The sequence below is a fragment of the Pseudomonas fortuita genome (assembly GCF_026898135.2).
GTDB classification, from domain to species: Bacteria; Pseudomonadota; Gammaproteobacteria; order Pseudomonadales; family Pseudomonadaceae; genus Aquipseudomonas; species Aquipseudomonas fortuita.
This window is the reverse complement of sequence record NZ_CP114035.2, coordinates 6,193,114-6,216,028: the sequence shown is the minus strand read 5'-3', so window position 1 is coordinate 6,216,028 and position 22,915 is coordinate 6,193,114. Positions and strand designations below refer to the sequence as shown.

Annotated in this window: 24 protein-coding genes; 11 read left to right on the top strand and 13 right to left on the bottom strand. The window is 63.1% G+C overall.

Annotated features, from left to right (window positions below):
- The first annotated feature begins 27 nt into the window (after positions 1 to 27).
- The 5 genes from pstA (at position 28) to OZ911_RS28365 (ending at position 5,526) form a co-directional block, all read left to right on the top strand.
- Positions 28 to 1,644 carry a phosphate ABC transporter permease PstA gene (gene pstA / locus OZ911_RS28385; RefSeq protein WP_172455922.1) on the top strand — a complete coding sequence of 539 codons (1,617 nt, stop codon included), beginning with the start codon at positions 28 to 30 and terminating at the stop codon, positions 1,642 to 1,644.
- Positions 1,645 to 1,716: 72 nt separating this feature from the next.
- A complete protein-coding gene (pstB, locus tag OZ911_RS28380) occupies positions 1,717 to 2,550 on the top strand; it encodes a phosphate ABC transporter ATP-binding protein PstB (protein WP_016489847.1) in 834 nt (277 codons plus the stop codon).
- Between the two features lie 73 nt (positions 2,551 to 2,623).
- A complete protein-coding gene (gene phoU / locus OZ911_RS28375; protein ID WP_016489846.1) occupies positions 2,624 to 3,394 on the top strand; it encodes a phosphate signaling complex protein PhoU in 771 nt (256 codons plus the stop codon).
- 164 nt (positions 3,395 to 3,558) lie between these two features.
- The gene (locus OZ911_RS28370; RefSeq protein ID WP_070086516.1) at positions 3,559 to 4,455 is read left to right on the top strand and encodes a response regulator; all 897 of its coding nucleotides are present in this window, start codon (positions 3,559 to 3,561) and stop codon (positions 4,453 to 4,455) included.
- Between the two features lie 174 nt (positions 4,456 to 4,629).
- Complete coding sequence (locus OZ911_RS28365; RefSeq protein ID WP_016489844.1) at positions 4,630 to 5,526, top strand: peptidoglycan DD-metalloendopeptidase family protein; 897 nt, start codon at positions 4,630 to 4,632, stop codon at positions 5,524 to 5,526.
- A 117-nt stretch (positions 5,527 to 5,643) separates the two neighbouring features.
- On the opposite strand, the gene OZ911_RS28360 is transcribed toward OZ911_RS28365, so the two are convergent.
- The 3 genes from OZ911_RS28360 to phoB all read right to left on the bottom strand — a co-directional run bounded on the left by OZ911_RS28360 (position 5,644) and on the right by phoB (position 9,202).
- Entirely contained in the window at positions 5,644 to 6,984 is a 1,341-nt protein-coding gene (locus tag OZ911_RS28360) for a hemolysin family protein (protein WP_268968536.1), read from the bottom strand.
- 172 nt (positions 6,985 to 7,156) lie between these two features.
- The gene (phoR, locus tag OZ911_RS28355) at positions 7,157 to 8,464 is read right to left on the bottom strand and encodes a phosphate regulon sensor histidine kinase PhoR (protein ID WP_023046971.1); all 1,308 of its coding nucleotides are present in this window, start codon (positions 8,462 to 8,464) and stop codon (positions 7,157 to 7,159) included.
- A gap of 48 nt (positions 8,465 to 8,512) precedes the next feature.
- Entirely contained in the window at positions 8,513 to 9,202 is a 690-nt protein-coding gene (gene phoB, locus OZ911_RS28350; protein WP_003253341.1) for a phosphate regulon transcriptional regulator PhoB, read from the bottom strand.
- A 173-nt stretch (positions 9,203 to 9,375) separates the two neighbouring features.
- Between phoB and OZ911_RS28345 the strand changes: the two genes are divergently transcribed.
- Positions 9,376 to 9,747, top strand: coding sequence for a COG4315 family predicted lipoprotein (locus tag OZ911_RS28345; RefSeq protein WP_016489841.1), 372 nt, complete (start codon positions 9,376 to 9,378; stop codon positions 9,745 to 9,747).
- A gap of 113 nt (positions 9,748 to 9,860) precedes the next feature.
- On the opposite strand, the gene ubiA is transcribed toward OZ911_RS28345, so the two are convergent.
- Together ubiA and OZ911_RS28335 are read right to left on the bottom strand one after the other, a co-directional pair.
- On the bottom strand, positions 9,861 to 10,757 hold the full coding sequence (gene ubiA / locus OZ911_RS28340; protein ID WP_016489840.1) for a 4-hydroxybenzoate octaprenyltransferase: 897 nt from the start codon (positions 10,755 to 10,757) through the stop codon (positions 9,861 to 9,863).
- Positions 10,757 to 11,314 (bottom strand): chorismate--pyruvate lyase family protein, encoded by a 558-nt coding sequence (locus OZ911_RS28335; RefSeq protein WP_023046969.1) that lies wholly within the window; start codon positions 11,312 to 11,314, stop codon positions 10,757 to 10,759. The genes ubiA and OZ911_RS28335 overlap by 1 nt, the downstream gene beginning before the upstream one ends.
- A 128-nt stretch (positions 11,315 to 11,442) precedes the next feature.
- Between OZ911_RS28335 and OZ911_RS28330 the strand changes: the two genes are divergently transcribed.
- From OZ911_RS28330 to OZ911_RS28315, 4 genes are all read left to right on the top strand, one after another.
- Positions 11,443 to 11,610 carry a rubredoxin gene (locus OZ911_RS28330; RefSeq protein WP_016489838.1) on the top strand — a complete coding sequence of 56 codons (168 nt, stop codon included), beginning with the start codon at positions 11,443 to 11,445 and terminating at the stop codon, positions 11,608 to 11,610.
- Between the two features lie 16 nt (positions 11,611 to 11,626).
- Positions 11,627 to 12,775 carry an NAD(P)/FAD-dependent oxidoreductase gene (locus tag OZ911_RS28325; protein WP_023046968.1) on the top strand — a complete coding sequence of 383 codons (1,149 nt, stop codon included), beginning with the start codon at positions 11,627 to 11,629 and terminating at the stop codon, positions 12,773 to 12,775.
- A 187-nt stretch (positions 12,776 to 12,962) separates the two neighbouring features.
- The gene (locus OZ911_RS28320; protein ID WP_016489836.1) at positions 12,963 to 13,268 is read left to right on the top strand and encodes an HU family DNA-binding protein; all 306 of its coding nucleotides are present in this window, start codon (positions 12,963 to 12,965) and stop codon (positions 13,266 to 13,268) included.
- A gap of 147 nt (positions 13,269 to 13,415) precedes the next feature.
- Entirely contained in the window at positions 13,416 to 13,790 is a 375-nt protein-coding gene (locus OZ911_RS28315) for an SCP2 sterol-binding domain-containing protein (RefSeq protein WP_016502241.1), read from the top strand.
- 73 nt (positions 13,791 to 13,863) lie between these two features.
- Here OZ911_RS28315 and OZ911_RS28310 read toward each other — a convergent pair whose 3' ends face one another.
- The 6 genes from OZ911_RS28310 to exbB all read right to left on the bottom strand — a co-directional run bounded on the left by OZ911_RS28310 (position 13,864) and on the right by exbB (position 20,577).
- Positions 13,864 to 15,267, bottom strand: a complete 1,404-nt coding sequence (locus tag OZ911_RS28310) for an aminoacyl-tRNA deacylase and HDOD domain-containing protein (RefSeq protein ID WP_016489834.1) — start codon at positions 15,265 to 15,267, stop codon at positions 13,864 to 13,866.
- 78 nt (positions 15,268 to 15,345) lie between these two features.
- Complete coding sequence (recG, locus tag OZ911_RS28305; RefSeq protein ID WP_016489833.1) at positions 15,346 to 17,424, bottom strand: ATP-dependent DNA helicase RecG; 2,079 nt, start codon at positions 17,422 to 17,424, stop codon at positions 15,346 to 15,348.
- Between the two features lie 3 nt (positions 17,425 to 17,427).
- Positions 17,428 to 18,354: a hydrogen peroxide-inducible genes activator gene (locus OZ911_RS28300; RefSeq protein ID WP_016489832.1), complete on the bottom strand. Its 927-nt coding sequence runs from the start codon at positions 18,352 to 18,354 to the stop codon at positions 17,428 to 17,430.
- A 94-nt stretch (positions 18,355 to 18,448) separates the two neighbouring features.
- Positions 18,449 to 19,180, bottom strand: a complete 732-nt coding sequence (locus tag OZ911_RS28295; protein ID WP_016489831.1) for an energy transducer TonB — start codon at positions 19,178 to 19,180, stop codon at positions 18,449 to 18,451.
- A complete protein-coding gene (gene exbD / locus OZ911_RS28290) occupies positions 19,177 to 19,605 on the bottom strand; it encodes a TonB system transport protein ExbD (protein ID WP_003253367.1) in 429 nt (142 codons plus the stop codon). Before exbD ends, OZ911_RS28295 begins: the two co-directional genes overlap by 4 nt.
- 3 nt (positions 19,606 to 19,608) lie before the next feature.
- Positions 19,609 to 20,577, bottom strand: coding sequence for a tonB-system energizer ExbB (gene exbB, locus OZ911_RS28285; protein ID WP_024717847.1), 969 nt, complete (start codon positions 20,575 to 20,577; stop codon positions 19,609 to 19,611).
- A gap of 191 nt (positions 20,578 to 20,768) precedes the next feature.
- Between exbB and OZ911_RS28280 the strand changes: the two genes are divergently transcribed.
- Positions 20,769 to 21,626 (top strand): SDR family oxidoreductase, encoded by an 858-nt coding sequence (locus OZ911_RS28280; RefSeq protein WP_095116240.1) that lies wholly within the window; start codon positions 20,769 to 20,771, stop codon positions 21,624 to 21,626.
- 110 nt (positions 21,627 to 21,736) lie between these two features.
- On the opposite strand, the gene OZ911_RS28275 is transcribed toward OZ911_RS28280, so the two are convergent.
- A complete protein-coding gene (locus tag OZ911_RS28275) occupies positions 21,737 to 22,468 on the bottom strand; it encodes a hypothetical protein (protein WP_016489828.1) in 732 nt (243 codons plus the stop codon).
- Between the two features lie 56 nt (positions 22,469 to 22,524).
- Positions 22,525 to 22,905: a deaminase RidA gene (gene ridA, locus OZ911_RS28270; RefSeq protein WP_016489827.1), complete on the bottom strand. Its 381-nt coding sequence runs from the start codon at positions 22,903 to 22,905 to the stop codon at positions 22,525 to 22,527.
- Positions 22,906 to 22,915 lie beyond the last annotated feature (10 nt).

Genomic DNA, 22,915 nt, shown 5'->3' with positions numbered 1-22,915 from the left:
TTCAAGAGCGGCGCCCCTGGCGTCTGGATGAGCGGCGGCGCCGTGGCCATGGCGGTGATCATGACCGTCGGCCTGCTGGCGGTGATTGCCGTGCGCGGCCTGGGCCACTTCTGGCCGGCCGATCTTGTCCAGGCCACCTACAAGGTGCCGGGCCAGGCTGACCATGTCGTCATCGGCGAAGTGGTGCAAAAGGAAGAGGTACCCCGTGCCCGCCTGAAGGGGGCCGGCCTGCCGGTACCGGACCAGGGCCCGGAGTTCATGACCCGCGAGCTGATAAAGGTGGGTAACCGCGACCTCAACGGCAGCGACTTCACCTGGGTGGTCGGCGACTGGCTGGTCGATGAACAGCGCCCGGCCGACCTGATCGCCCTGGAGCGCCGCGAGTGGGGCAACTTCTATGGCTACCTGGTCAGCGTCAAGGAAGAGGGCCGCGTAGTTGCCGAAGGCCCTGCTGCGTGGAACGAACTGCAGGCCCGCCTAAAGCGCGCCAACCAGCTCAACGGTGAGCTGCAGCAGTTGGAGAAGAAGGACATCGGTGCCATCAACCATGGCCTTGAGCGCCTGCGCCTGCAGGCACGCAAGCTGGAACTGGACGGCAAGCTGGACGCCGCCGCCCAGGCCGACATGGACGCCGACCGCGCCGAGCTGAACAGCCGCTACAAAGCCATCGAAGACCGCTTGAGCGGCCTGCACCAGGCGTTCGCCCGCGACAGCCTGGTGGCCCGTGACGCCAACGGCCGTGAAGTGGAGATCAACCTGAGCAAGGTGGTGCACGCCATCCAGCCGAACGGCATGTCCGGTTTCAACAAGCTGGGTACTTACTTTGCCAAAGTCTGGGAGTTCCTCAGCGATGACCCGCGTGAGGCCAACACCGAAGGCGGTATCTTCCCGGCCATTTTCGGTACCGTGATGATGACCCTGATCATGGCCGTAATCGTCACCCCGTTTGGCGTGCTGGCTGCTGTGTACCTGCGCGAGTACGCACGGCAAGGCCCGGTGACCCGCCTGATCCGTATTGCAGTGAACAACCTGGCTGGCGTGCCGGCGATCGTCTACGGTGTGTTCGGCCTGGGCTTCTTCGTCTACGTGCTGGGTGGCTCGATAGACCGCTTGTTCTTCCCCGAAGCCCTGCCGGCGCCGACCTTGGGTACCCCGGGCCTGCTGTGGGCATCGTTGACCCTGGCACTGCTGGCTGTTCCGGTGGTGATCGTGGCCACCGAAGAAGGTTTGGCGCGTATTCCGCGTACCGTGCGCGAGGGCTCGCTGGCCTTGGGCGCGACCAAGGCCGAGACGCTGTGGAAGATCGTCTTGCCCATGGCAAGCCCGGCCATGATGACCGGCATGATCCTCGCCGTGGCCCGCGCTGCCGGTGAAGTGGCGCCGCTGATGCTGGTGGGTGTGGTGAAGCTGGCGCCGTCGCTGCCAGTGGACGGGAACTACCCCTACCTGCACCTGGACCAGAAGATCATGCACTTGGGCTTCCACATCTATGACGTCGGCTTCCAGAGCCCGAACGTCGAGGCCGCGCGGCCGCTGGTGTACGCCACGGCACTGTTGCTGGTGCTGGTGATCGCTTCCCTCAACCTGTCGGCCGTGTGGATCCGCAACCACCTGCGCGAGAAGTACAAGGCGCTGGACAGCTGAGCCTGATTGCAAGCGTGCCCCCGGTGAGCCGGGCGGCCCTTTGAAACGAATTGACAGCGTATGGAGTTGACCATGCAGCAAGATTCTCATACCCACGGCATCGACATGTCTGCCCTGGGCCGCAACAAGCAGAGCCTGCACCTGGCCGAAGAAACCGTGGCCATCGAAGTGCCGGGCCTGAGCCTGTTCTACGGCGACAAGCAGGCGCTGTTCGACGTCAGCATGAACATTCCCAAGCAGCGCGTAACCGCCTTCATCGGCCCCTCCGGCTGCGGCAAGTCGACCCTGCTGCGCACCTTCAACCGGATGAACGACCTGGTTGATGGCTGCCGTGTGGAAGGCGCCATCAACCTGTACGGCAACAACATTTACCGCAAGGGCGAAGACGTGGCCGAGCTGCGCCGCCGTGTGGGCATGGTGTTCCAGAAGCCCAACCCGTTCCCCAAGACCATCTACGAGAACGTGGTCTACGGCCTGCGTATCCAGGGCATCAACAAAAAGCGTGTGCTTGACGAAGCCGTGGAGTGGGCGCTCAAGGGCGCGGCCCTGTGGGACGAGGTCAAAGACCGCCTGCACGAGTCGGCGCTAGGCCTTTCCGGTGGCCAGCAGCAGCGTCTGGTCATCGCCCGCACCATTGCCGTGGAGCCGGAAGTGCTGTTGCTCGACGAACCGTGCTCGGCACTGGACCCGATCTCGACCCTGAAGGTCGAAGAACTGATCTACGAATTGAAAGCCAAGTACACCATCGTCATCGTGACCCACAACATGCAGCAGGCGGCCCGGGTTTCGGACTACACCGCATTCATGTACATGGGCAAACTGGTCGAATTCGGTGACACCGATACCCTGTTCACCAACCCGGCGAAGAAGCAGACCGAAGACTACATCACCGGTCGCTACGGCTAGCAGCCACGCGGCCCGCTCCCACAGGGAATGACACGAACTACTTGAAGCTTGAAGCCTCTTCGCGGAGCGAACGATGATCAACAAAGAAAGCCTTACTCACCATATTTCCCAGCAGTTCAACGCCGAGCTCGAAGAGGTGCGCAGCCACCTGCTGGCCATGGGTGGTCTGGTGGAAAAACAAGTCAATGACGCGGTTACAGCGCTGATCGAGGCCGACTCGGGTCTGGCCCAGCAAGTGCGCGAAGTCGACGAACAGATCAACCAGATGGAGCGCAACATCGACGAGGAATGCGTGCGCATCCTCGCCCGTCGCCAGCCGGCGGCCTCCGACCTGCGCCTGATCATCAGCATCTCCAAGTCGGTGATCGACCTTGAGCGCATTGGTGACGAGGCCACCAAAATTGCTCGCCGCGCCATCCAGCTGTGCGAAGAAGGCGAGTCGCCGCGCGGCTACGTCGAGGTGCGCCACATTGGCGACCAGGTGCGCAACATGGTCCGCGATGCGCTTGATGCTTTTGCCCGCTTCGATGCCGACCTGGCATTGTCGGTAGCCCAGTACGACAAGACCATCGACCGCGAGTACAAGACTGCCCTGCGCGAGCTGGTGACCTACATGATGGAAGACCCGCGCTCTATCTCGCGGGTACTGAGCGTGATCTGGGCGCTGCGCTCGCTGGAGCGTATCGGTGACCATGCCCGCAACATCTCCGAGTTGGTGATTTACCTGGTGCGCGGCACCGACGTGCGCCACATGGGCCTCAAGCGGATGACGGCAGAAGTGCAGGGTACCGCTGTCGCCGACGGCGAAAAGGCTAATGTTCCGGGCGAATCTGACGATAAGTAAGGTTGCTCCCGAGCTTCGACGCCCGGCCTTGGCCGGGCGTTTTCGTTTGCGGTCGAGGAGCCGGCAGGCACCCGCGAACGATGTGAAGAAGTCCCGGCGTGACCAGGTTGTAGCAAATGGCCATTATTTGGCAGTAGGCTAGTCGGGATTCAGAAGGAGTATTGATGAGTAAAGTGAATGTGCTGGTCGTGGATGACGCCCCGTTTATCCGTGACCTGGTCCGCAAGTGCCTGCGCAATGCCTTCCCGGGCATGGCCATCGACGACGCCATCAATGGTCGCAAGGCCATGGCCATGCTGGGCAAGGAAGCCTTCGACCTGGTCCTGTGTGACTGGGAAATGCCGGAAATGTCCGGCCTGGAATTGCTCACCTGGTGCCGTCAGCAGCCAGCGCTGAAGAACCTGCAGTTCATCATGGTGACCAGCCGTGGCGACAAGGAAAACGTCATTCAGGCGATCCAGGCGGGCGTTTCCGACTTTGTTGGCAAGCCGTTCACCAATGAACAACTGCTGACCAAGGTGAAAAAAGCGCTGACCAGGATCGGTAAGCTCGACAGCCTGATGGCCATCGGCCCGGCGCGGGCCAACCCGGCATTCGCCAACGATTCTTTGAGTGCCCTGACAGGTGGCAAGCCAGAGGCAGCCAAGGTGACGGCCCCCCCATCGGCGCCAGTGGCTGCCAAGCCATTGGTCACTGCACCTACGCCTCCAGCCCCCGCGCCGACGGGGCGGGGCCAAGGCCAGTTGCGCCTGGCCAGCGGCATGCAACCGTGCGTGATCAAGGCGCTGAGCCTGAAAGAGGCGCTGTTGGTGGTACGCCGCAACGAAGCGCTGCCGCAGGTGCTGGAGGGCGCCGTGCTGGACCTGGAGCAGGGCGAGAACGCCGAAGTCGCCCGCCTGAACGGCTACCTGCACGCCGTTGCCGCATTGGAGCCCAAGCCCGACAGCGACTGGCTGCAGTTGACCTTCAAGTTTGTTGACCAGGACGCCCAGAAGCTTGATTACCTGTCGCGCCTGATTGCCCGCGGCACCGCGCAGAAACACTTCACACCCGGCGCCTGAGCCCGGCAATTCATGCGGCGAAGCTGAAATCCTGGGGCTGCTGCCGCAGCCCTATCGCGACACAAGGCCGCTCCAAAAGCCCGCGCAGCCCTGAGCCATCCGACCAACTGCAATACCTGCCTCAAAACGCGCTGCTAGGCTTCGACAGATCATAACTGTCAAAAAGCCACTATCATGCCCGCCCGCCTGCTGCTGTTCTGTGCATTGCTCATGGCCTCGGCGTCGAGCCTGGGTGTGACGCTCTATAAAATCACCGACGATTTCGGTGTCGTGTCCTATACCGACCGGCCAGGCCCTGGCGCCAAACCCTTGGTGCTGCGCGAGCCCATGGTCGAAACGCTCGAAGGCCAAGTGCTGCTGAACGCGAAAACCTTCGACGGCGGCGTGAGCTTTTCGGCACGCAACGAGCTGCATGTGCCGGTAGAGGTCGAATTACGCCTGGACAACCTGGTGAACGCCCAAGGCGGCGATGCCCCGCGTATCGTGCGCCGGCTGCTGCCGCCGCGCACCACGCAAATGCTCAGCGTGCTCAGGGGGCGCCCCGGGCTGCTGCTGAACTACCGCTCGACCCTGCTACAGGCCATGGGGGACCCTGGCAAGCGGCCTCAGGGCTTCCGGTATGCGTTCCCCTGGGTCGGCGGGCCGTTCCGCGTCACCCAAGGCCCCAACGGCCGTGTCAGCCATTTTGGGCCCAAAGGGCGCTACGCCATGGATTTCGCCATGCCTGAAGGCACTACCATCATCGCGGCGCGGGAAGGCGTGGTGGTGAAGACGCAGAACAGCCAGAGCGGGCGCGAGCCCAACCCCTCGGGCAACTTTGTCAGGATCCTGCACCCGGACGGCACCATGGGCGTTTATCTGCACCTGATGCGTGGTTCGGTGGTGGTGGCGGAGGGGCAGCGGGTACGCCAGGGGCAGATGCTGGCCAAGTCGGGCAATACTGGCAACAGCACAGGCCCGCACCTGCATTTTGTGGTGCAGCGCAATGTGGGGTTGGCGCTGGAGTCGATACCTTACCGGTTCGACCGGCCGATCAGCGGGTTGCCCGACTTTACTGCGGGTAACCCTTGAGATTTTTGGGGCCGCTTTGCGGCCCTTTCGCGGCACAAGGCCGCTCCTACAGGATCACGCGAACCCCTGTAGGAGCGGCCTTGTGCCGCGATGGGCTGCGCAGCAGCCCCGTACCCCTCAATCGAGCTTGAGCACCTTGGCCAGCACGATCTTGGGCCCTTTCATCTTCTTGATGATGATGCGCAGCCCTTCGACCTCCAGCACTTCCTCTTCTTCCGGTACGCGCTTGAGCGTCTCGTAGATCAGCCCCGCCAAGGTTTCCGCCTCGATGTGATCGAGGTCGATGCCCAGCAGGCGCTCCACCTTGAACAGCGGGGTGTCACCGCGTACCAGCAGCTTGCCTGGCTGGTACGCAAGGATGCCGCGCTCGGTCTTGCGGTGTTCGTCCTGGATATCGCCCACCAGCACTTCCAGCACGTCTTCCATGGTCAGGTAGCCGATTACCTTGCCGTCGGCTTCCTCCACCAGCACGAAGTGCGCGCCGCCCTTGCGGAACTGCTCCAGCAGTTGCGACAGCGGCATGTGCCGCGATACGCGCTCCAGCGGCCGGGCAAGGTTGTCCAGGTCGATGGTCTCGGGCAAGTGCTCCAGTTCGGCAAGCTCCAGCAGCAGGTCCTTGATGTGCAGCAGCCCGGTGAACTCTTCACGCTCGGCGTCATACACCGGGTAGCGGCTGAATTTGTGGCGACGTATCAAAGCCAGGATCTGCTTCAGCGGTGCATTGGCATCGATGCTGACCATGTCTTCACGCGAGTTGGCCCAGTCGACCACTTCCAGCTCGCCCATTTCCACGGCCGAGGCGAGCACACGCATGCCTTGGTCGCTCGGGTCCTGGCCACGGCTGGAGTGCAGGATCAGCTTCAGCTCTTCACGGCTGTAGTGGTGTTCGTGGTGCGGGCCCGGTTCGCCCTGGCCGGCAATGCGCAGGATGGTGTTGGCGCTGGCATTGAGCAGGTAGATGGCCGGGTACATCGCCCAGTAGAACAGGTACAGCGGCACGGCCGTCCACAGCGACAGCAGCTCGGGCTTGCGGATGGCCCAGGATTTGGGCGCCAGCTCACCGACCACGATGTGCAGGTAGGAAATGACAAAGAATGCGACGAAGAACGACACGCCCTTGATCAGTTCGGGCGAGTCGACACCGAAGTACGCGAGCAGCGGCTCGAGCAAGTGGGCAAAGGCCGGTTCGCCGACCCAGCCCAGGCCCAGGGAGGCGAGGGTGATGCCCAGCTGGCACGCTGACAGGTAGGCGTCGAGCTGGTTGTGGACCTTGCGCAGGATATTGCCGCGCCAGCCATGCTGTTCGGCGATGGACTCCACGCGCGTGGCGCGCAGCTTGACCATGGCGAACTCGGCGGCAACGAAGAAGCCGTTGAGCAGCACCAGCAGCAAGGCAAAGATGATCATGCCGAAATCGGCGAATAACGAGGTGAGGCTGATACCAGGGGAAGGGTCCATGATGGAGTTTTTACGGGGTCCGTCTTGAGATTGGGAGAAAAAAAGTGCCAGCTCTTGCTGGCACAGGGGATCCAATGTAGCGGCTGGGGCCGTAAAAGCAAAGGGTGGCTGGCTTATTGCGGTCCGTGTGGAAGCGGGCCTGCCCGCGAAGGGCTGCGCAGCCGCGCCGATCTCAAGCCTTTTCGTTGACCAGTTGTGCCGGCGCAAAGTGACAGGTAAAGGTGCTGCCGTGGCCCGGCACGCTGCTGATGTCCAGTTTGCCGCGGTGGCGCATCAGCACATGCTTGACGATCGCCAGCCCCAGCCCTGTGCCACCGGTATTCGATGCACGGCTGGAGTCCACCCGGTAGAAGCGTTCGGTCAGGCGGGGCAAATGCTTGGCGTCGATGCCCACCCCCGAGTCCTGCACCGACAAGTGGGCACCCTGGGCATCGGCCCACCAGCGGATGCGGATGTTGCCCTCGTCCTGGGTGTACTTGACCGCGTTGAACACCAGGTTGGAAAAGGCACTGCGCAGCTCTGACTCGCTGCCCTTCAGCTTCACACCGGGCGCGGCTTCGAGGGTGATGCGCTGGTTACGTGGCCCAGACAGGGCCTGAGCGTCGTTCTTGATCGCGGCGAGCAGGGCTTCGACCGCCACCGGCTGGTTGTCCGACGGGTAATCGGTGGCTTCCAGCTTGGCCAGCAGCAACAGGTCGTTGAGCAGCGTCTGCATGCGCGAGCCTTGCTGGCTCATCTGCTGCAGGGCGCGGCCCCAGCGCGGGTTCACATCCTCTACGTTGTCCAGCAGGGTTTCCAGATACCCCGTGATCACCGTCAGTGGCGTGCGCAATTCGTGCGACACGTTGGCGACGAAGTCCTTGCGCATCTGTTCCAGCTGGTGAATGCGCGTGACATCGCGCACCAGCATCAGGTGTTCGTTGTTGCCGTAGCGGGTGATGTGCAACTGCAGGCGCATCCGGTCGTTGATGGGCGAGGGTATTTCCAGCGGTTCGAGGTAGTTCTCCGTCTCGAAGTACTCCTTGAAGCGCGGATGGCGCACCAGGTTGGTTACCTGCTGGCCACCGTCCTGCGGGGTCTTGAACCCCAGCAGGGTTTCGGCGGCACGGTTCCACCACTCCAGGTTGCCGTCGCTGTCGAGCATGATCACCGCGTCGCGCAGCGCGGCGGTGGACTCCTGCACCCGGTCGATCACTGCCTGCAGGCGGCCACGCACGCGCTGGTCGCGGCGCTGCAGGTGGTAGATGCTGTCGAACACCTCGCCCCATAGGCCGTAACCATCGGGCGGTGCTTCATCGGGTTGGTGGTTGCGCAGCCAGTCGTGCAGGCGCAGCAGCTGCTTGAGGGTCCAGCCCAGGTAAAGCGCCAGGCCAATGGCCAGGCTCCAGCCATAGTAGCCGCTGACCAGCCCGCCAATCAGGCAGACGGTAATCAGCAACAACAGATGGCGAATCAGGGTTGCGTGCCAGTTCTGGTTCAATTGACGGTCCTTGTACAACGACGTGCAGCTTGGCGCTTTTGAACTCGATCAGCTCTTGGTCGAGAAGCGGTAGCCAGTGCCCCGCACGGTTTGTACCAGATTTTCGTAGGCCTCACCCAGCGCCTTGCGCAGACGACGGATGTGTACGTCGACGGTGCGTTCTTCGACATAGACGTTGCCGCCCCACACCTGGTCCAGCAGCTGGCCACGGGTGTAGGCGCGCTCCTGGTGGGTCATGAAGAACTGCAGCAGGCGGTATTCGGTGGGGCCCATCTCGGCGGGCTTGCCGTCGATGGTGACGCGGTGGCTGATCGGGTCGAGCAGCAGGCCGCCGACTTCGATCGGTGCTTCGCTGTCGCTCGGGCCGGTGCGACGCAGCACGGCTTTCAGGCGCGCTACCAGTTCGCGCGGCGAGAACGGCTTGGTGATGTAGTCGTCAGCACCCACTTCAAGGCCCTGGATCTTGTTGTCCTCTTCACCCTTGGCGGTAAGCATGATGATCGGGATATCGCCGGTCAGCTCATCGCGCTTGAGGCGGCGGGCCAGCTCGATGCCAGAGGTGCCGGGCAACATCCAGTCGAGCAGGATCAGGTCCGGTTTGCGGTCGACGATGATCGCGTGGGCCTGTTGGGAGTTTTCCGCTTCCAGGCAGTCATAGCCGGCCATTTCCAGGGCAACGGCGATCATCTCGCGAATGGGTGCTTCGTCGTCGACGATCAGAATGTTCCTGCCAACCATGCTCAAAACCTCTCCTGGATTCGGTGTCTTGGCCCGCATTAGATAACGGAATTATTGCAGCTGTGTGACAGGGTGTTGGCCGTTATGGCGACATTGCGTGACTGAACTAGGCTTGAAAGGGCCGCTGCGGCGGCAACCCGAACCTAATTCCCCCAGAAACAATGGTGAATCCAATGACACGACAAACGCTGAGCTGGATGGCCCTTTTCACTGCGCTGGCGCTCCCGGGGGTGGCGTCGGCCCACCATGCCATGGAGAAGGACGGCATGTGGGTCGATCATGCCGGCATGACGCTGTACACCTTTGACAAGGATGCGGGCGGCAAGTCGATGTGCAATGACGCGTGCGCCAAAAACTGGCCACCGTTGCTGGTCAAGAAAGAAGACGAAGCACCGAAGGACAAATGGACCCACGTAACGCGTGACGATGGTGCAATGCAGTGGGCCTACGACGGCAAGCCGCTGTATACCTTCATCAAGGACACGAAGGCCGGTGACAAGACCGGTGATGGCGTGAAAGACGTCTGGCATATCGCCAAGCCTTGATATTGCCGGGGCCGCTGTGCGGCCCATGGCCGGCAAGCCAGCTCCCCCGGTTTTTGTGCAGCCTCGCAGGCAGCGCTGTACCTGTGGAGGCTGGCTTGCCGGCGATAGGGCCATCAGCCTTGACGCAGTGTGTAGTCCAGCACTACCCCGATGAACACCAGCAACCCCGCCCAGTGGTTGTGCAAAAACGCTTTGAAGCACGACTCGCGGTCCAGCTTGCGCGTCGACCAGTACTCCCACGCAAAGCACGCCGCCGCACCCAGCAACCCCAGGTGGAACCAGCCCCCCAGTTCGAAGCGGCTACCCGCAAGCAACAGGCAACCTAGCGACAGCATCTGCAAGGTGAGGATGATCGCCCGGTCGGCTTCGCCGAACAGGATCGCGGTCGACTTTACGCCAATCTTCAGGTCGTCATCGCGGTCGACCATGGCGTAATAGGTGTCGTAACCCACCGTCCACAGCAGGTTGGCGATGTACAGCAGCCAGGCGCTGGCCGGCAACTCGCTCCCTGCGGCGGTGAAGGCCATGGGAATGCCCCAGGAATACGCCGCGCCCAGCACCACCTGCGGGTAATAGGTGTAGCGCTTCATGAATGGGTAGCAGGACGCCAGCGCCACCGCGCCAAACGACAGCCACACCGTGCGGCTGTTGGTGCATAGCACCAGCAGGAAGCTTACCCCGACCAGGATCGCAAACAGGGCCAGCGCCTCGCGCGGCTTGACCCGGCCGCTGGCCAGCGGCCGGTCGGCGGTGCGTTTGACGTGGCCGTCCACCTTGCGGTCGGCAAAGTCGTTGATGCAGCAGCCCGCGGCCCGCATCAGCACTACGCCAAGGCCGAAGATCAGCACGTTGGCCAGGGTGGGAGCACCGTTGCCGGCAATCCACACCGCCGACAGGGTCGGCCACAGCAGCAGGTAGATACCGATCGGCCGGTCCATGCGGCTGAGCTGGACGAAGTCCCAGGCCCGTGGGTGCAGGCGGTTCAGTGACTTCAGCAGTTGCATGTACATCAGCGGTTTTCCTCCCTGGCCGCTTGCCACAAGGCCGGCAGGAACACTTCTGCCACCAGCAGGTCCAGGCCGTCTCGTTCAAAGCGCGAGCGGCGCCCCCAAAGTGCTGCATGGGCGGCGTCGGCCGGCAGCCACGCCTGTGGGTAGCTGCACACTTCGATCGGGTGGCGGATGAACGCCTGGTCGCAGAACAGCAGCTCGCCCAGCGAGCGGCTGCCGAGGGTTTCCAGGTCCAGCCCGCCGCGCTCCAGGGCGCTGCGGCTGGCGACACTGCGGGCGAACACCCAAGGCTGGCCATGGCCGCGCAGGTACACCTCGCGCACCCAGCCTTCGGCGCCGGCGGCAATGCCCAGCGCTTGGCATTCATCGTCGCGCAGCGGTTGCCAGCCCTCGAACAGCGGGGTGACGGAGAAGTGATCAAAGGACAGGCGGGTCAGGCGGCGGGTCAGCGAACCCTCGTCGAACAACCAGTCAAGGGTAGGCTGGTCGAAGTCGGTCGCCAGCTGTGAATACGGCAGCCACGCGACAGCGGCTGCTTGCGGGGATTCGTACGACACGTCGGTCTGCTTGTTACAACCAATGAGGCGGCGAGCTTAGCATGATTGCCCCGACTGCTTGCATAATGGCTGAAGCAGGGCCAAAGACCCGCCAGATAAAGCCTGAGTTCTAACGAGGAAAAGACCTGATGAAAAAGTGGCAATGTATTGTCTGTGGCCTGGTCTACGACGAAGCCGAAGGCTGGCCCGACGACGGCATCGCCCCCGGCACCCGTTGGGAAGATGTGCCTGAAGACTGGCTGTGCCCCGACTGTGGCGTGGGCAAAAGCGACTTTGAAATGATCTCCATCGGCTAATCGAGGAAAGCACGACATGACGTCCCCTGTGGTAATCATCGGCACCGGCCTGGCGGGCTACAACCTGGCCCGTGAATTTCGCAAGCTCGATGCGCAGACGCCGCTGCTGCTGATCACCGCCGACGATGGTCGCTCCTACTCCAAGCCCATGCTCTCCATGGGCTTTGCCAAGCAGAAAGACGCCGACGGCCTGTGCATGGCCGAGCCGGGTGCCATGGCCGAGCAACTGAATGCCGAGGTTCGTACCCATACCCGCATCAGCGGCATCGACCCAGGCCACAAGCGCCTGTGGATCGGCGAAGAGGCTGTGGAGTACCGCGACCTGGTGCTGGCCTGGGGGGCGCAGACCGTGCAGGTGCCGATAGAAGGCGATGGCAGCCATCTGGTGTTCCCGATCAACGACCTGGAAGACTACGCACGCTTCCGTACCGCCGCCGTCGGCAAACAACGTGTGCTGATCCTCGGTGCCGGCCTGATCGGCTGCGAATTCGCCAACGACATGAGCTTGGGGGGCTTCCAGGTCGACGTGGTGGCGCCGTGCGAACAGATCATGCCGACCCTGCTGCACCCGGCCGCTGCGGCAGCGGTGCAGGGCGGGCTCGAAGGCCTGGGTGTACGCTTCCACCTGGGGCCCGTGCTGACCCGCTTGCACCAGGTGGACCACGGCCTGGAGGCACACCTGTCGGATGGCAGCGTGATTGCCTGCGACCTGGTCGTTTCGGCCATTGGCCTGCGCCCCCGCATCGACCTGGCCGCCGCGGCCGGCTTGCAGACCCATCGTGGCGTCAGCGTAGACCGCGAATTACGTACATCCCACGCCAACATCTTCGCCCTTGGCGATTGTGCCGAGGTCGATGGCATCAACCTGCTCTACGTGATGCCGCTGATGAGCTGTGCCCGGGCGCTGGCGCAAACCCTGGCCGGCAAGCTGACAGCGGTGGCCTACGGGCCGATGCCTATCACCGTCAAGACCCCGGCCTGCCCTTTGGTGGTATCGCCGCCGCCCTTGGGGCACGATGGTACTTGGCAGGTGGAGGGGCAGGGCAGTGACCTCAAGGTGCTCTGCCACGGGGCTGACGGCGAATTGCTGGGTTATGCCCTGACCGGGACAGCCGTCATGGACAAGCTGGCACTGAATCGCCAGTTGCCACCGGTAATGGCGTAAATAGAGGGCGTTCTGTCGGATTTATCCTGTTGTTGCCTGCACAATGGCCGGCCTGATACTGGCGCGGCCCCTGAGCACGTGCCATTCTCACTTCCGTCTGCCGCAGATTAGAGCCTGCGGTGCCTTGAGCGCTGCTCCCAAAGGCAGCACGGCATAACAACAAGAATTCCGTCAAAGAGGCTTCACTATGCGCAAACCAGAACTCGCCGCCGTCATCGCCGATAAGGCTGATCTGACCAAGGAAAAGGCCAATCAGGTGTTGAACGCGATTCTCGACAGCATCACCGGTGCCCTGGACAAGGACACGGTGACCCTGGTCGGTTTCGGCACCTTCGAAAAACGTCATCGCGGCGCGCGTACCGGCAAAAACCCGCAAACCGGTGAGCCGGTCAAGATCAAAGCCAGTAACACGGTGGCCTTCAAGCCAGGCAAGAACCTCAAGGACAGCGTCAATCCACCGGCCGCGCCAACCAAGGCCGCCAAGAAAAAGTAAGCTTCCGCTGACGAATCGTTGATCCCGAACGGGCGCCTTCATGGCGCCCGTTGTGCTTTACACGCAGTAACTGCTGTGAACTTGCATAAAATGGTCGTTAAGAGGATAAAGTGCGAAACTTAGTCACTTTTCAATCGAGGCGTGTCGATGAAGTTCCGCTTTCTTCTCTGGGCCATGGGGCTTTTGATGGCCAGGGCCAGCCGTAACAACCCGGCATTCCAGCAGCAGCTCAAGGGCAAGGACCTGGTGTTCCAGATGCAGACCCTGGACGGCAAGGTTGCCCGGCACTTCGTCGTCAACAACGAGCGCATCAGCAGCAAGGGCGGCGCACATCCGCAGCCGGCCTTCGCCATCGCCTTCAAGGACGCTGCCTACGGCTACGCCACGATGCAGGCGGGCAACAAGCAGTTGGCGTTCATGCAGGGGATTCAGGACAAGAACATCCAGATCAAGGGCAACCCGGCGCTGGTGATGTGGTTCCAAGGCTTGATGAAATACCTGAAACCGAAGAAGAAAGGCTGAAATTGCCGGGGCTGCTGCGCAGCCCATTCGCTGGCTTGCCGGCGATTGGGCCGCAAAGCGGCCCCTCGCGATATCAGTGCGGTGCGTGAAACTGCGAAGCCAGCTCGCGCAGCAGGTTCTCGGCCTCGAGCACCTTGTTCACCACATCCTCGGCCTTGTCCCGGGTAATCCCCAGGCGCTCCAGCAACTCGTCAGGAATCTCTTCCTGCGGCCCGGAGCCAATCCCTCGTGTACGCAACAGGCGGGTCGCCAGGCACACCAGGTTGGGGAACGCCGAATACTCGCCGTCGTACGCCGGGTCGTGCTGGAAGCGCAGCGCGGTCGACAGCTCTTCGGGCATGTCCCACAGCTTCATCAGCCAGGCACCGATCTGTTCGCGGCTGATGCCTAGCAGGTGCTGTTCCACATAGGTGTGGTTCAGGTGCGGGTTCACCTCCAGGTGGCGGCAAATCAGCGAGAAGTGCGGCGGGAACACGTGCGCCAGCAGCAGGTAACCGAAGTTGTGCAGCAGCCCGGCCAGGTAGGTCAGCCCGGCTTCGGGACGTTCTGCCCGAGGCATGGCGCGGGTCAGGCCTTCGATGATCGCGGCAGTGTAGATCGACTGCTGCCAGTAGGGTGTGGCCTGTTGCGGCTGGTCTTTTGGCAGGCTCAAGGTCTTGCCCAGGGCCAGGCCCAAGGCCAGGTTGATCACCAGGTCGAAACCCAGCACGCGCACGATGGCGTCTTCCACCGAGCGGATCTTGCCCGGCGAAGCGTAGTAGGGCGACGCCGCCCAGCTGACTACCTGCGCCGCCAGCGCCGGGTCGGTTTCGACCACGCCGGTGATGTCATCGATGCTCGCGTTGGGGTCTACCCGCAGCTTGATGATCTTCTGCGCGGTATCGGCCAGCGGCGGAATCTCGATGGTTTCTTCCAGACGCTTCTGGATGCGTCGGGCGGTGAACGCCTGAACGGCATTGGTGATTTCCAGGGTGTCGTCATGGGGGCGGTCGAGGTTGGGGCTGATGGCCTCGACCTCCTGGCCGAAGCTGCTGGCGCTGGCCTTGGCCAGCATGCGCTTGAAGTGGGCGTGCTCAATCGCTAGCAGCAGGCCGACTTCGCCAGACTGGATGTACACAGTCTCGGCGTCGAGCAGGCTCTTTTCGTACTGGCACGGTGAGCTGGTCAGCGCAGGAATGGCGGGCAGGGCCTTCAGCTGGTGCTTGTCGAGCATTTGCTTGAGGCGCGGCACCGACACGGCGGTGAGCTTGCGCCCGGTCAGCTCGGCCAGGCGGTTGAGGTCCAGCAGTTGGCTCTGCGGGAACAGCACCATGAGTGCGCCGACCTCGTCGTCGAGAAGCACCGCCTGCACCCGGGAGGCCGCAGGCAGGTGCGGGTGTTCGACCACCTCACGGTAGACGACGCCGACCTTGTCGAGCAGCAGCCTGATAACAGAGGGGGCGTGTGGGGTTGCGGTGTCCAGGGCAACTTCAGTCATGGTCCGTATCCACTGATTCTTTTAAACGCGAAGTATAACCAGCCTGCGAGCAAATCTGGATCCATTCTGGGACTAGCGTCACACTTGGCCATATTGCTGGCCATGGCGCAGCCAGCGGTCGAGCAGCGGGCTGACATGGTCCGGCCAGCGGGCCACCAGGGCCTGGGCGGCATCGCGCACAGCCGGTAACAGGTCGGCATCGCGCATCAGGTCGGCGACCTTGAATTGCAGCAGGCCGGTTTGGCGTGTACCCAGCATTTCGCCGGGGCCACGCAGTTCGAGGTCTTTCTCGGCAATGATGAAGCCGTCGTTGGTCTCGCGCATGATCCCTAAGCGTTCGCGGCCAATCTGCGACAGTGGCGGGTGGTACAACAGCACGCAATGGCTGACGGCACTGCCCCGGCCAACCCGGCCGCGCAGCTGGTGCAACTGGGCCAGGCCCAGACGTTCTGGGTTTTCGATGATCATCAGGCTGGCGTTGGGGACGTCCACGCCGACTTCGATGACCGTGGTCGCGACCAGCAGCTGCAATTCGCCGGCCTTGAACTGGGCCATGATTTCGGCTTTTTCCGCAGGCTTCATGCGGCCGTGGATCAGGCCCACACGCAATTCGCCCAAGGCGCTGCCGAGTTCTTCATAGGTGCTTTCGGCGGCCTGGCAGGTCAGCTCTTCGGATTCTTCGATCAGGGTGCACACCCAGTAGGCCTGACGCCCCTCGGCGCAGGCGGCGCGAACCCGTTCGACCACCTCGAAGCGGCGGCTGTCGGCTACCAGCACGGTGTTTACCGGCGTGCGTCCAGGGGGTAATTCGTCGAGCACCGAGGTGTCCAGGTCGGCGTAGGCGCTCATGGCCAAGGTGCGCGGAATAGGGGTGGCGGTCATGATCAGCTGGTGCGGGCACAATTCGCCTGCCACGCCTTTCTTGCGCAGGGCCAGGCGTTGCTGCACGCCAAAACGGTGCTGCTCGTCGATGATCGCCAGGGCCAGATGCTTGAACTTCACTTCTTCCTGGAACAGCGCGTGGGTGCCGACCACCATGGGCGCACCGTTGGCGATCTGCTCCAGGGCGCTGGCCCGGGCCTTGCCTTTGAGCTTGCCGGCCAGCCAGGCCACTTCGATGCCCAGCGGTTCGAGCCAGCGCTTGAAGGTGATGAAGTGCTGTTCGGCGAGGATCTCGGTGGGCGCCATCAGTGCCACCTGATAGCCCGCTTCCAGCCCTTGCAGTGCTGCCAGGGCGGCAACCACGGTCTTGCCGGCACCGACATCGCCCTGTACCAGGCGCATCATTGGCTCGTGCTGGCTGAGGTCGTAGGCAATTTCGTTGGCCACGCGCTGCTGTGCGCCGGTAGGCTGAAAGCCCAGGTTTGCCAGGTACTGCGCCTGCAGGCGCGTGGCCTTGGGCAGCACCGGCGCCCGCAGGCTGCGCAGGCTCTCGCGCAGGCGTTGCTGCGACAACTGGTGGGTCAGCAGCTCTTCAAAGGCCAGGCGGTGCTGGGCCCAGTGCTGGCCTTCGGCAAGTTCATCAAGGTCGGCGTCGGCCGGCGGGTTGTGCAGGTAACGGATGGCATCGTCCAGCGGCGCCAATTGGTAGTCCCGGGCCAGCTCGTCAGGCAGCCAGTCGGGCAGGCTGCGCGGGCCAAGCAGGCCCAGGCTCTGCTGGCACAACAGGCGCAGGCGTTGCTGGGTGAGGCCTTCGGTGGACGGGTAGATCGGCGTCAGGGTCTGTTCCACCGGTGGCGGCGGCTCGTCACCATTCAGTGCGCGGTACTCCGGGTGGTAGATTTCCAGGCCCGAGGCACCGGGGCGGGCTTCGCCGTAGCAGCGCAGGTGGGTGCCACGTTTCAGGCCTTCCTTCTGCGCGTTGCTGAAGTGGTAGAAGCGCAGGCTCAGCACGCCGGTGCCGTCACCCAGGCGCACCACCAGGCTGCGTCGCTTGCCCATGGTCACGTCGGCGCCGCTGACCACGCCCTCGATCACGGCATCCTGCCCTGGGCGCAATTGGCCGATCGGCACCACACGGGTGCGGTCCTGGTAGCGCAGGGGCAGGTGGAACAGCACATCCTGCAGGTTCTCCAGGCCGACCTTGGCGAGTTTTTCCGCCATGGCCTCGCCAACGCCCTTGAGTACCGTGACCGGGACCTTCGACAGCTCACTCATGACTCAGGCCGTTTGTTCCGCAGGGGCTTTGGCGACCGAGCACAGGCGGATCGAGTCGGCGAGGATCTCGATGGCCTTTGGCCGCGGGAAGCTGGCGCGCCAGGCGATGGCCACGGTACGGAACGGTGCCGGTGCCGTCAGTGGGCGAACTTCGATGACCCCAGGTGCATAGTGGTGGCTGTGCACCGCCGACAGCGGCAGGATCGACACGCCAAGGCCCGACGCCACCATGTGGCGGATGGTTTCCAGCGAGCTGGACTCGACGGTGGTGTGCCTGGCGCCTTCGCCCCCCTTGTTCAGGGTAGGGCAGGCTTCCAGTACCTGGTCGCGGAAGCAGTGGCCCTCACCAAGCAACAGCAGGCTCTTGTCGTTGAGCATGGCGGTGTCGATGGTCTTTTTCGCCGTCCATGGGTGGTCGGCGGGCATCAGGGCGCAGAACGGCTCATCGTACAGCGGCAGGGTCAGCACATCGGCTTCGTTGAACGGCAGGGCGATGATCACCGCGTCCAGCTCGCCGTTACGCAGCTTTTCACGCAGTACGTGGGTGAAGTTTTCTTCGATGTACAGCGGCATCTGCGGCGCTACGCGATGCAGTTGCGGAATCAGGTGCGGGAACAGGTACGGGCCGACGGTATAGATGGCACCGACCTTGAGCGGGGCAGTCAGCTGGTTCTTGCCGGCCTGGGCCAGCTCGCGGATGCCCTGGGCCTGCTCCAGTACCTTCTGTGCCTGGGCGACAATGCTCTCGCCGACGGGGGTCAGGCGTACCGCGCTTTTGCTGCGCTCGAAGATCAGAACGCCAAGCTCATCCTCGAGCTTCTTCACACCGACCGACAGGGTCGGCTGGCTCACATGGCAGCGTTCGGCGGCATGGCCGAAATGCTGTTCCTGGGCGAGTGTGACGATGTAGCGTAATTCTGTGAGGGTCATAACGTGCGTCCATGAAGTTGCGGGCCCAGCATAGCGGCTGCAATCGATAGACGCACGTTATCAGACTTGCCGATTTGTGACAGAAGCAAAAGTCTTAGCGGCGGTCCAGCGAGTAGACGAACGGTGCCACGACTTCGATCGTGCCATTGTTCAGCAACTCGGGTGGCGGCTTGGGTACCGTGCCGGCCCGACGGATCATTTCAAGGGTTGCCCGGTCCAGTGCGGCACTGCCCGACCCACCTGCCATGGAGTACGACACGACCTTGCCTTCGGCGTCGACCACGAAGCGCAGGCGGTTGATGCCTTGCAAGCCGCGACGGCGCGCGTCTTCCGGGTAGCGCTTGTACTTGGCCAGGTGGCGCAGCAGGTCGCTCTGCCAGGTTGGCAAGGCGTTGCTGTTGGACGCAATGCTCGGCGCCGGTGCCGCGGACTTCTGCGGTGGCGTATTGCTGGGCGGTGCGTCTACCGTTTGCTCGGTAGGTGGCGCTTCCTTCGGCGGCTCAGGCTTTTTCTCGGGCTTCGGCGGCTGGGGCTTGGCCTTCGGCTTGGGCGGCTTGGGGATGGCGATCTTGGGCTTGGGTGCTTCCGCCAGCTTGGGCAACGGCGGTTCTTCGACCGGTGCCGGTGGCTGCGGAGCCGCTTTCGGTGGTGGTGGTGGCGCAGGCTCCGGTAACGGTGCCAGCTCCACCATCATCGCTGCCGGGGGCAGCTCGATGGCCTGAGGCACCGACCAGTTGAGCGTCAGCAGCACGGCGACCACGTGCACGCCCAGCACGATCGCCAGGCTGCCACCGTAGCGCGCCATGTTTGAGCGCGTTTTCGTCATTTCTTGGCTGCCGTCTCGAGACCTACCAGACCGACCTTGAGGTAGCCGGCCGCCCGCATGTTGTTCATCACTTCCATCAGGTCGCCGTAATCCACGCCTTTGTCAGCCTGGAAGAAGATGGTGGTTTCCTTGTCACCCTTGGTCTTGGCGTCGAGCATCGGGCCAAGCTGGTCGGGCGCCGCAACCTGATCGTCGCCGACGTACAGCTTCTGGTCGGCCTTGACGCTGACGAACACCGGTTTCTCGGGCCTGGGCGCCGGCTTGGCGGTTGAAGCCGGCAGGTCGACCTTGATGTCGACCGTGGCCAAGGGGGCAGCGACCATGAAGATGATCAGCAGCACCAACATCACGTCGATGAACGGCGTAACGTTGATTTCGTGGTTTTCGGCGAGGTCGTCGCCACCTTCGTTGAGATGCAGGCCCATGGCTTACCCCACTTTCACCATGTGCGGGGCGGCGCGCTCGCTGCCCTGGTGGTCCAGGTCACGGCTGACCAGCAGCAGTACCTGAGCGGAGGCGTCGGACACCTGGGCCTTGTAGCCAGCGATGGAGCGGGCGAAGACGTTGTAGATGACCACAGCCGGGATTGCAGCGACCAGGCCCAGGGCGGTGGCCAGCAGGGCTTCGGCGATACCTGGGGCAACCACCGCCAGGTTGGTGGTCTGGGTCTTGGCGATGCCGATGAAGCTGTTCATGATGCCCCACACGGTACCGAACAGACCGACGAAAGGCGCGGTGGAGCCGATGGTGGCGAGCACGCCGGTGCCGCTGCTCATGGTGCGGCCGCTGGCGTGCACCAGGCGCTCCAGACGGAAGCTGACGCGTTCCTTGATACCTTCTTTTTCGCGGGCGTTGGCCGACAGGCGCATCTCTTCGAGGGCATCGTGGACCAGGGTATGGGCCAGGGTACCTTCCTTGTTGGAGACTTCGCTCGCGTCTTTCAGGGTGGTGGATTTCTTCAGCTGGGCGATTTCGCCACGCAGGCGACGTTTGGCGCCCATCAGCTCGAAGCCTTTGGCGATCCAGATGGTCCAGGTAATGATGGAGGCGATGGCCAGGCCGATCATGACGATCTTGACCACGATATCGGCGTTTTTGTACATGCCCCATGGGGACAGGTCGTGGGCCATGCCCAGCGAGGTGTCTTCAACCAGGGCCTCAACGTTCGGGTCTACCGCAGCCGGTGAAGCAGCAGCGTTGGCAGCAGGAGCCTGCGCATCGGCAGCCGGGGCAGCAGCAGGTGCGGCCGGGGCAGTGGCAGCAGCAGGCGCGGCGGCGTTGGCGGTTGGCTCATCGGCCATGGCCACCGGGGCCAGCACCAGGCTGAGTGTCAGCGCGGCGATGGCGCGCCAGGCGCGCGACGGGGTTGGCGAAGCGGAAGGTTGAATACGTGTCATGCTGGCCGGACCTGATGAAGAAATAAAGTGAGCGTTCTCCAAGGCCTCGAGGTAGGCCGAGAACAAATTGGCGGCCATTATTGCAAGTAATTCTTGTTAACAAAAGTAATCTTGTTGCTTTTTTCGCCTATGGTCTAGCCATCCATCGTGTAGCGTGGGTGGGCTGATCAATTGGTCTAGGGAGTTCAGAGATGTCAGACCTTTCCGTGATGGTGGTGGGTTGTGGTGATGTAGGTGGGCGTCTGGCCCTGCAAATGCTGGGTAAAGGCTGGCAGGTAAGCGGCTTGCGCCGCGCTGTCGGGCAGCTGCCTGCGGGCGTTCAACCGGTTGCCGCGGACCTGGCCGAACCGTCGATCCCGCAAGCCTGGCCACAGGGCACGCTGGATTATCTGGTGTACTGCGTGGCGGCCAGCCAGCACGACGAGGCCGGTTACCAGGCGGCTTATGTGGATGGCTTGCGCCATGTGCTGGCCTGGCTGGCCGAGCGAGGCCAGCGCCCCCGTCGCCTGTTGTTCGTCTCCAGCAGCAGCGTGTATGCGCAGAAGGACGGCGAGTGGGTCGAGGAAGGCGCAGCCACAGAGCCCGAAGGTTATTCCGGGCGTGTGATGCTGGAGGCTGAACGGCTGGCGCTGGCCAGTGGTATCCCGGCGAGCGTGGTGCGCCTGACCGGCATCTATGGCCCAGGCCGCGAGTGGCTGTTGAGCCAGGTGCGCCAGGGTTACCGTGTGGCCGAAGAGCCGCCGCTGTATGGCAACCGCATTCATGCCGAAGATGCCGCCAGCCTGTTGGCGTTTCTGCTGCAGGCCGATGCGGATGGCAAGGTGCTGGACGACTACTACATTGGCGTTGATGACGACCCGGCGCCCCTGGCCGACGTGGTGGCCTGGCTGCGGGCATACATGGGGGTTACCGAGTGGTCCGATGAGCAGCGGGTTCGGCGTACTGGCAGCAAGCGCTGCAGCAACGCCCGGGCCCGGGCGCTGGGCTGGGCACCGGAGTACCCAAGCTACAAGGAAGGGTATGCAGCCATCCTGAAAGGAGGGCGTTGAATTTACCGGCCTCTTCGCGGGTAAACCTGCTCCCACAGGGATATCACAAGGCCTGGAGACAGTGATTACCCGCGAAGAGGCCAGTGCATTCAGTGCAAATGCAGCAGGATTCAGTTCTGCTCCAGCACCCACTGGCGCTTGCCCGCGGCCAGTTCCGGCATTTCATCCGGTTGCGCACGGTTCACTGCCTGGAAAATCTCCAGCTTGTCGCCAGTTCGCTTGATGATGAACGGTGCACCACGCTGGTTACGCTCCAGCCACAGGCTGTCATTGCTGCCGCCCATGGTCGCGCAGTCACCTGCCAGGCACAGGGCAAAACGGTCCGGCCCCGGCAGGCCGGTGACGTTGCCGGTGTCGCTGAAGCGCACGCTGGCACCTTTGCCCTCACCTTCGACCACCTTCCAGTTGCCGCCCAGGTAGGCCTGGTACAGCGCTTTCTCGAAGCTGCTGCCCAGCGGCGCATTGGCAGTTGCCGGCGCCTTGGCACGCACGAAGGTCTGCTTGGCGCCACGCTGGTCGACGGCTTGCAGCTCGTCACCGTCGAGCGACAGCTGCTCGGTCTGGCCGCCCTCGAAGCTGGCCTGCCATTGCTTTTCGTTGCTGCTCAGCTGGCCATCAGCGGCCTCGAAACCATTGCTGTAGCTGGCCTGCTGGCTGGCAACGTCGAGCTTCCATTCGAACACGGGGCCGTGTTCATTCAGCGCTTGGCGCAGGCTGCCGCCCTTGACCGCTGCAGTGATGGCCTCCTGGTTGATCCAGGTGCCGTTGAAATCTTCGGGTTTGTGGCTGGCGCAGCCGCCCAGTAGCAGGGCTGCCAGCGCGATGGGCAGTGCTTGACGCATGACGGGGTAACCTTGCAAAAGGAGGAGTGACGGGCAGGGCGCCCGTCACCGGGGCATCACTCGATGACCAGGATGGCGTCCATTTCGACCTGGGCACCTTTCGGCAGCGCGGCAACGCCGATGGCGGCACGGGCCGGGTAGGGTTGCTCGAAGTAGCGGCCCATCACCTCGTTGACCTTGGCGAAGTGGCTCAGGTCGGTGAGGAAGATGTTCAGCTTGACGATGTCCTTGAACGAACCGCCAGCGGCTTCAGCCACGGACTTGAGGTTCTCGAATACCTGCACGGTCTGGGCTTCGAAGCCTTCGACCAGTTCCATGGTCTTCGGGTCCAGCGGGATCTGGCCCGACATGTACACCGTGTTGCCGGCCTTGATCGCCTGCGAGTAGGTGCCGATGGCGGCAGGGGCCTTGTCGCTCGTGATGACGGTCTTGCTCATGATGACTCCT

Bases quoted from the DNA above. Each gene is read 5' to 3' on its own strand.
- OZ911_RS28295 (WP_016489831.1), bottom strand. From the start codon at position 19,180: ATGACGAAAACGCGCTCAAACATGGCGCGCTACGGTGGCAGCCTGGCG.
- exbD (WP_003253367.1), bottom strand. From the start codon at position 19,605: ATGGGCCTGCATCTCAACGAAGGTGGCGACGACCTCGCCGAAAACCAC.
- ubiA (WP_016489840.1), bottom strand. From the start codon at position 10,757: ATGTACATGCAACTGCTGAAGTCACTGAACCGCCTGCACCCACGGGCC.
- phoB (WP_003253341.1), bottom strand. From the start codon at position 9,202: ATGGTTGGCAGGAACATTCTGATCGTCGACGACGAAGCACCCATTCGC.
- OZ911_RS28310 (WP_016489834.1), bottom strand. From the start codon at position 15,267: ATGACTGAAGTTGCCCTGGACACCGCAACCCCACACGCCCCCTCTGTT.
- OZ911_RS28300 (WP_016489832.1), bottom strand. From the start codon at position 18,354: ATGACCCTCACAGAATTACGCTACATCGTCACACTCGCCCAGGAACAG.
- OZ911_RS28360 (WP_268968536.1), bottom strand. From the start codon at position 6,984: ATGGACCCTTCCCCTGGTATCAGCCTCACCTCGTTATTCGCCGATTTC.
- phoU (WP_016489846.1), top strand. From the start codon at position 2,624: ATGATCAACAAAGAAAGCCTTACTCACCATATTTCCCAGCAGTTCAAC.
- OZ911_RS28275 (WP_016489828.1), bottom strand. From the start codon at position 22,468: ATGCGTCAAGCACTGCCCATCGCGCTGGCAGCCCTGCTACTGGGCGGC.
- OZ911_RS28325 (WP_023046968.1), top strand. From the start codon at position 11,627: ATGACGTCCCCTGTGGTAATCATCGGCACCGGCCTGGCGGGCTACAAC.
- pstA (WP_172455922.1), top strand. From the start codon at position 28: ATGAGCGGCGGCGCCGTGGCCATGGCGGTGATCATGACCGTCGGCCTG.
- OZ911_RS28365 (WP_016489844.1), top strand. From the start codon at position 4,630: ATGCCCGCCCGCCTGCTGCTGTTCTGTGCATTGCTCATGGCCTCGGCG.
- recG (WP_016489833.1), bottom strand. From the start codon at position 17,424: ATGAGTGAGCTGTCGAAGGTCCCGGTCACGGTACTCAAGGGCGTTGGC.
- OZ911_RS28370 (WP_070086516.1), top strand. From the start codon at position 3,559: ATGAGTAAAGTGAATGTGCTGGTCGTGGATGACGCCCCGTTTATCCGT.
- OZ911_RS28330 (WP_016489838.1), top strand. From the start codon at position 11,443: ATGAAAAAGTGGCAATGTATTGTCTGTGGCCTGGTCTACGACGAAGCC.
- OZ911_RS28320 (WP_016489836.1), top strand. From the start codon at position 12,963: ATGCGCAAACCAGAACTCGCCGCCGTCATCGCCGATAAGGCTGATCTG.
- exbB (WP_024717847.1), bottom strand. From the start codon at position 20,577: ATGACACGTATTCAACCTTCCGCTTCGCCAACCCCGTCGCGCGCCTGG.
- OZ911_RS28345 (WP_016489841.1), top strand. From the start codon at position 9,376: ATGACACGACAAACGCTGAGCTGGATGGCCCTTTTCACTGCGCTGGCG.
- ridA (WP_016489827.1), bottom strand. From the start codon at position 22,905: ATGAGCAAGACCGTCATCACGAGCGACAAGGCCCCTGCCGCCATCGGC.
- OZ911_RS28280 (WP_095116240.1), top strand. From the start codon at position 20,769: ATGTCAGACCTTTCCGTGATGGTGGTGGGTTGTGGTGATGTAGGTGGG.
- pstB (WP_016489847.1), top strand. From the start codon at position 1,717: ATGCAGCAAGATTCTCATACCCACGGCATCGACATGTCTGCCCTGGGC.
- OZ911_RS28315 (WP_016502241.1), top strand. From the start codon at position 13,416: ATGAAGTTCCGCTTTCTTCTCTGGGCCATGGGGCTTTTGATGGCCAGG.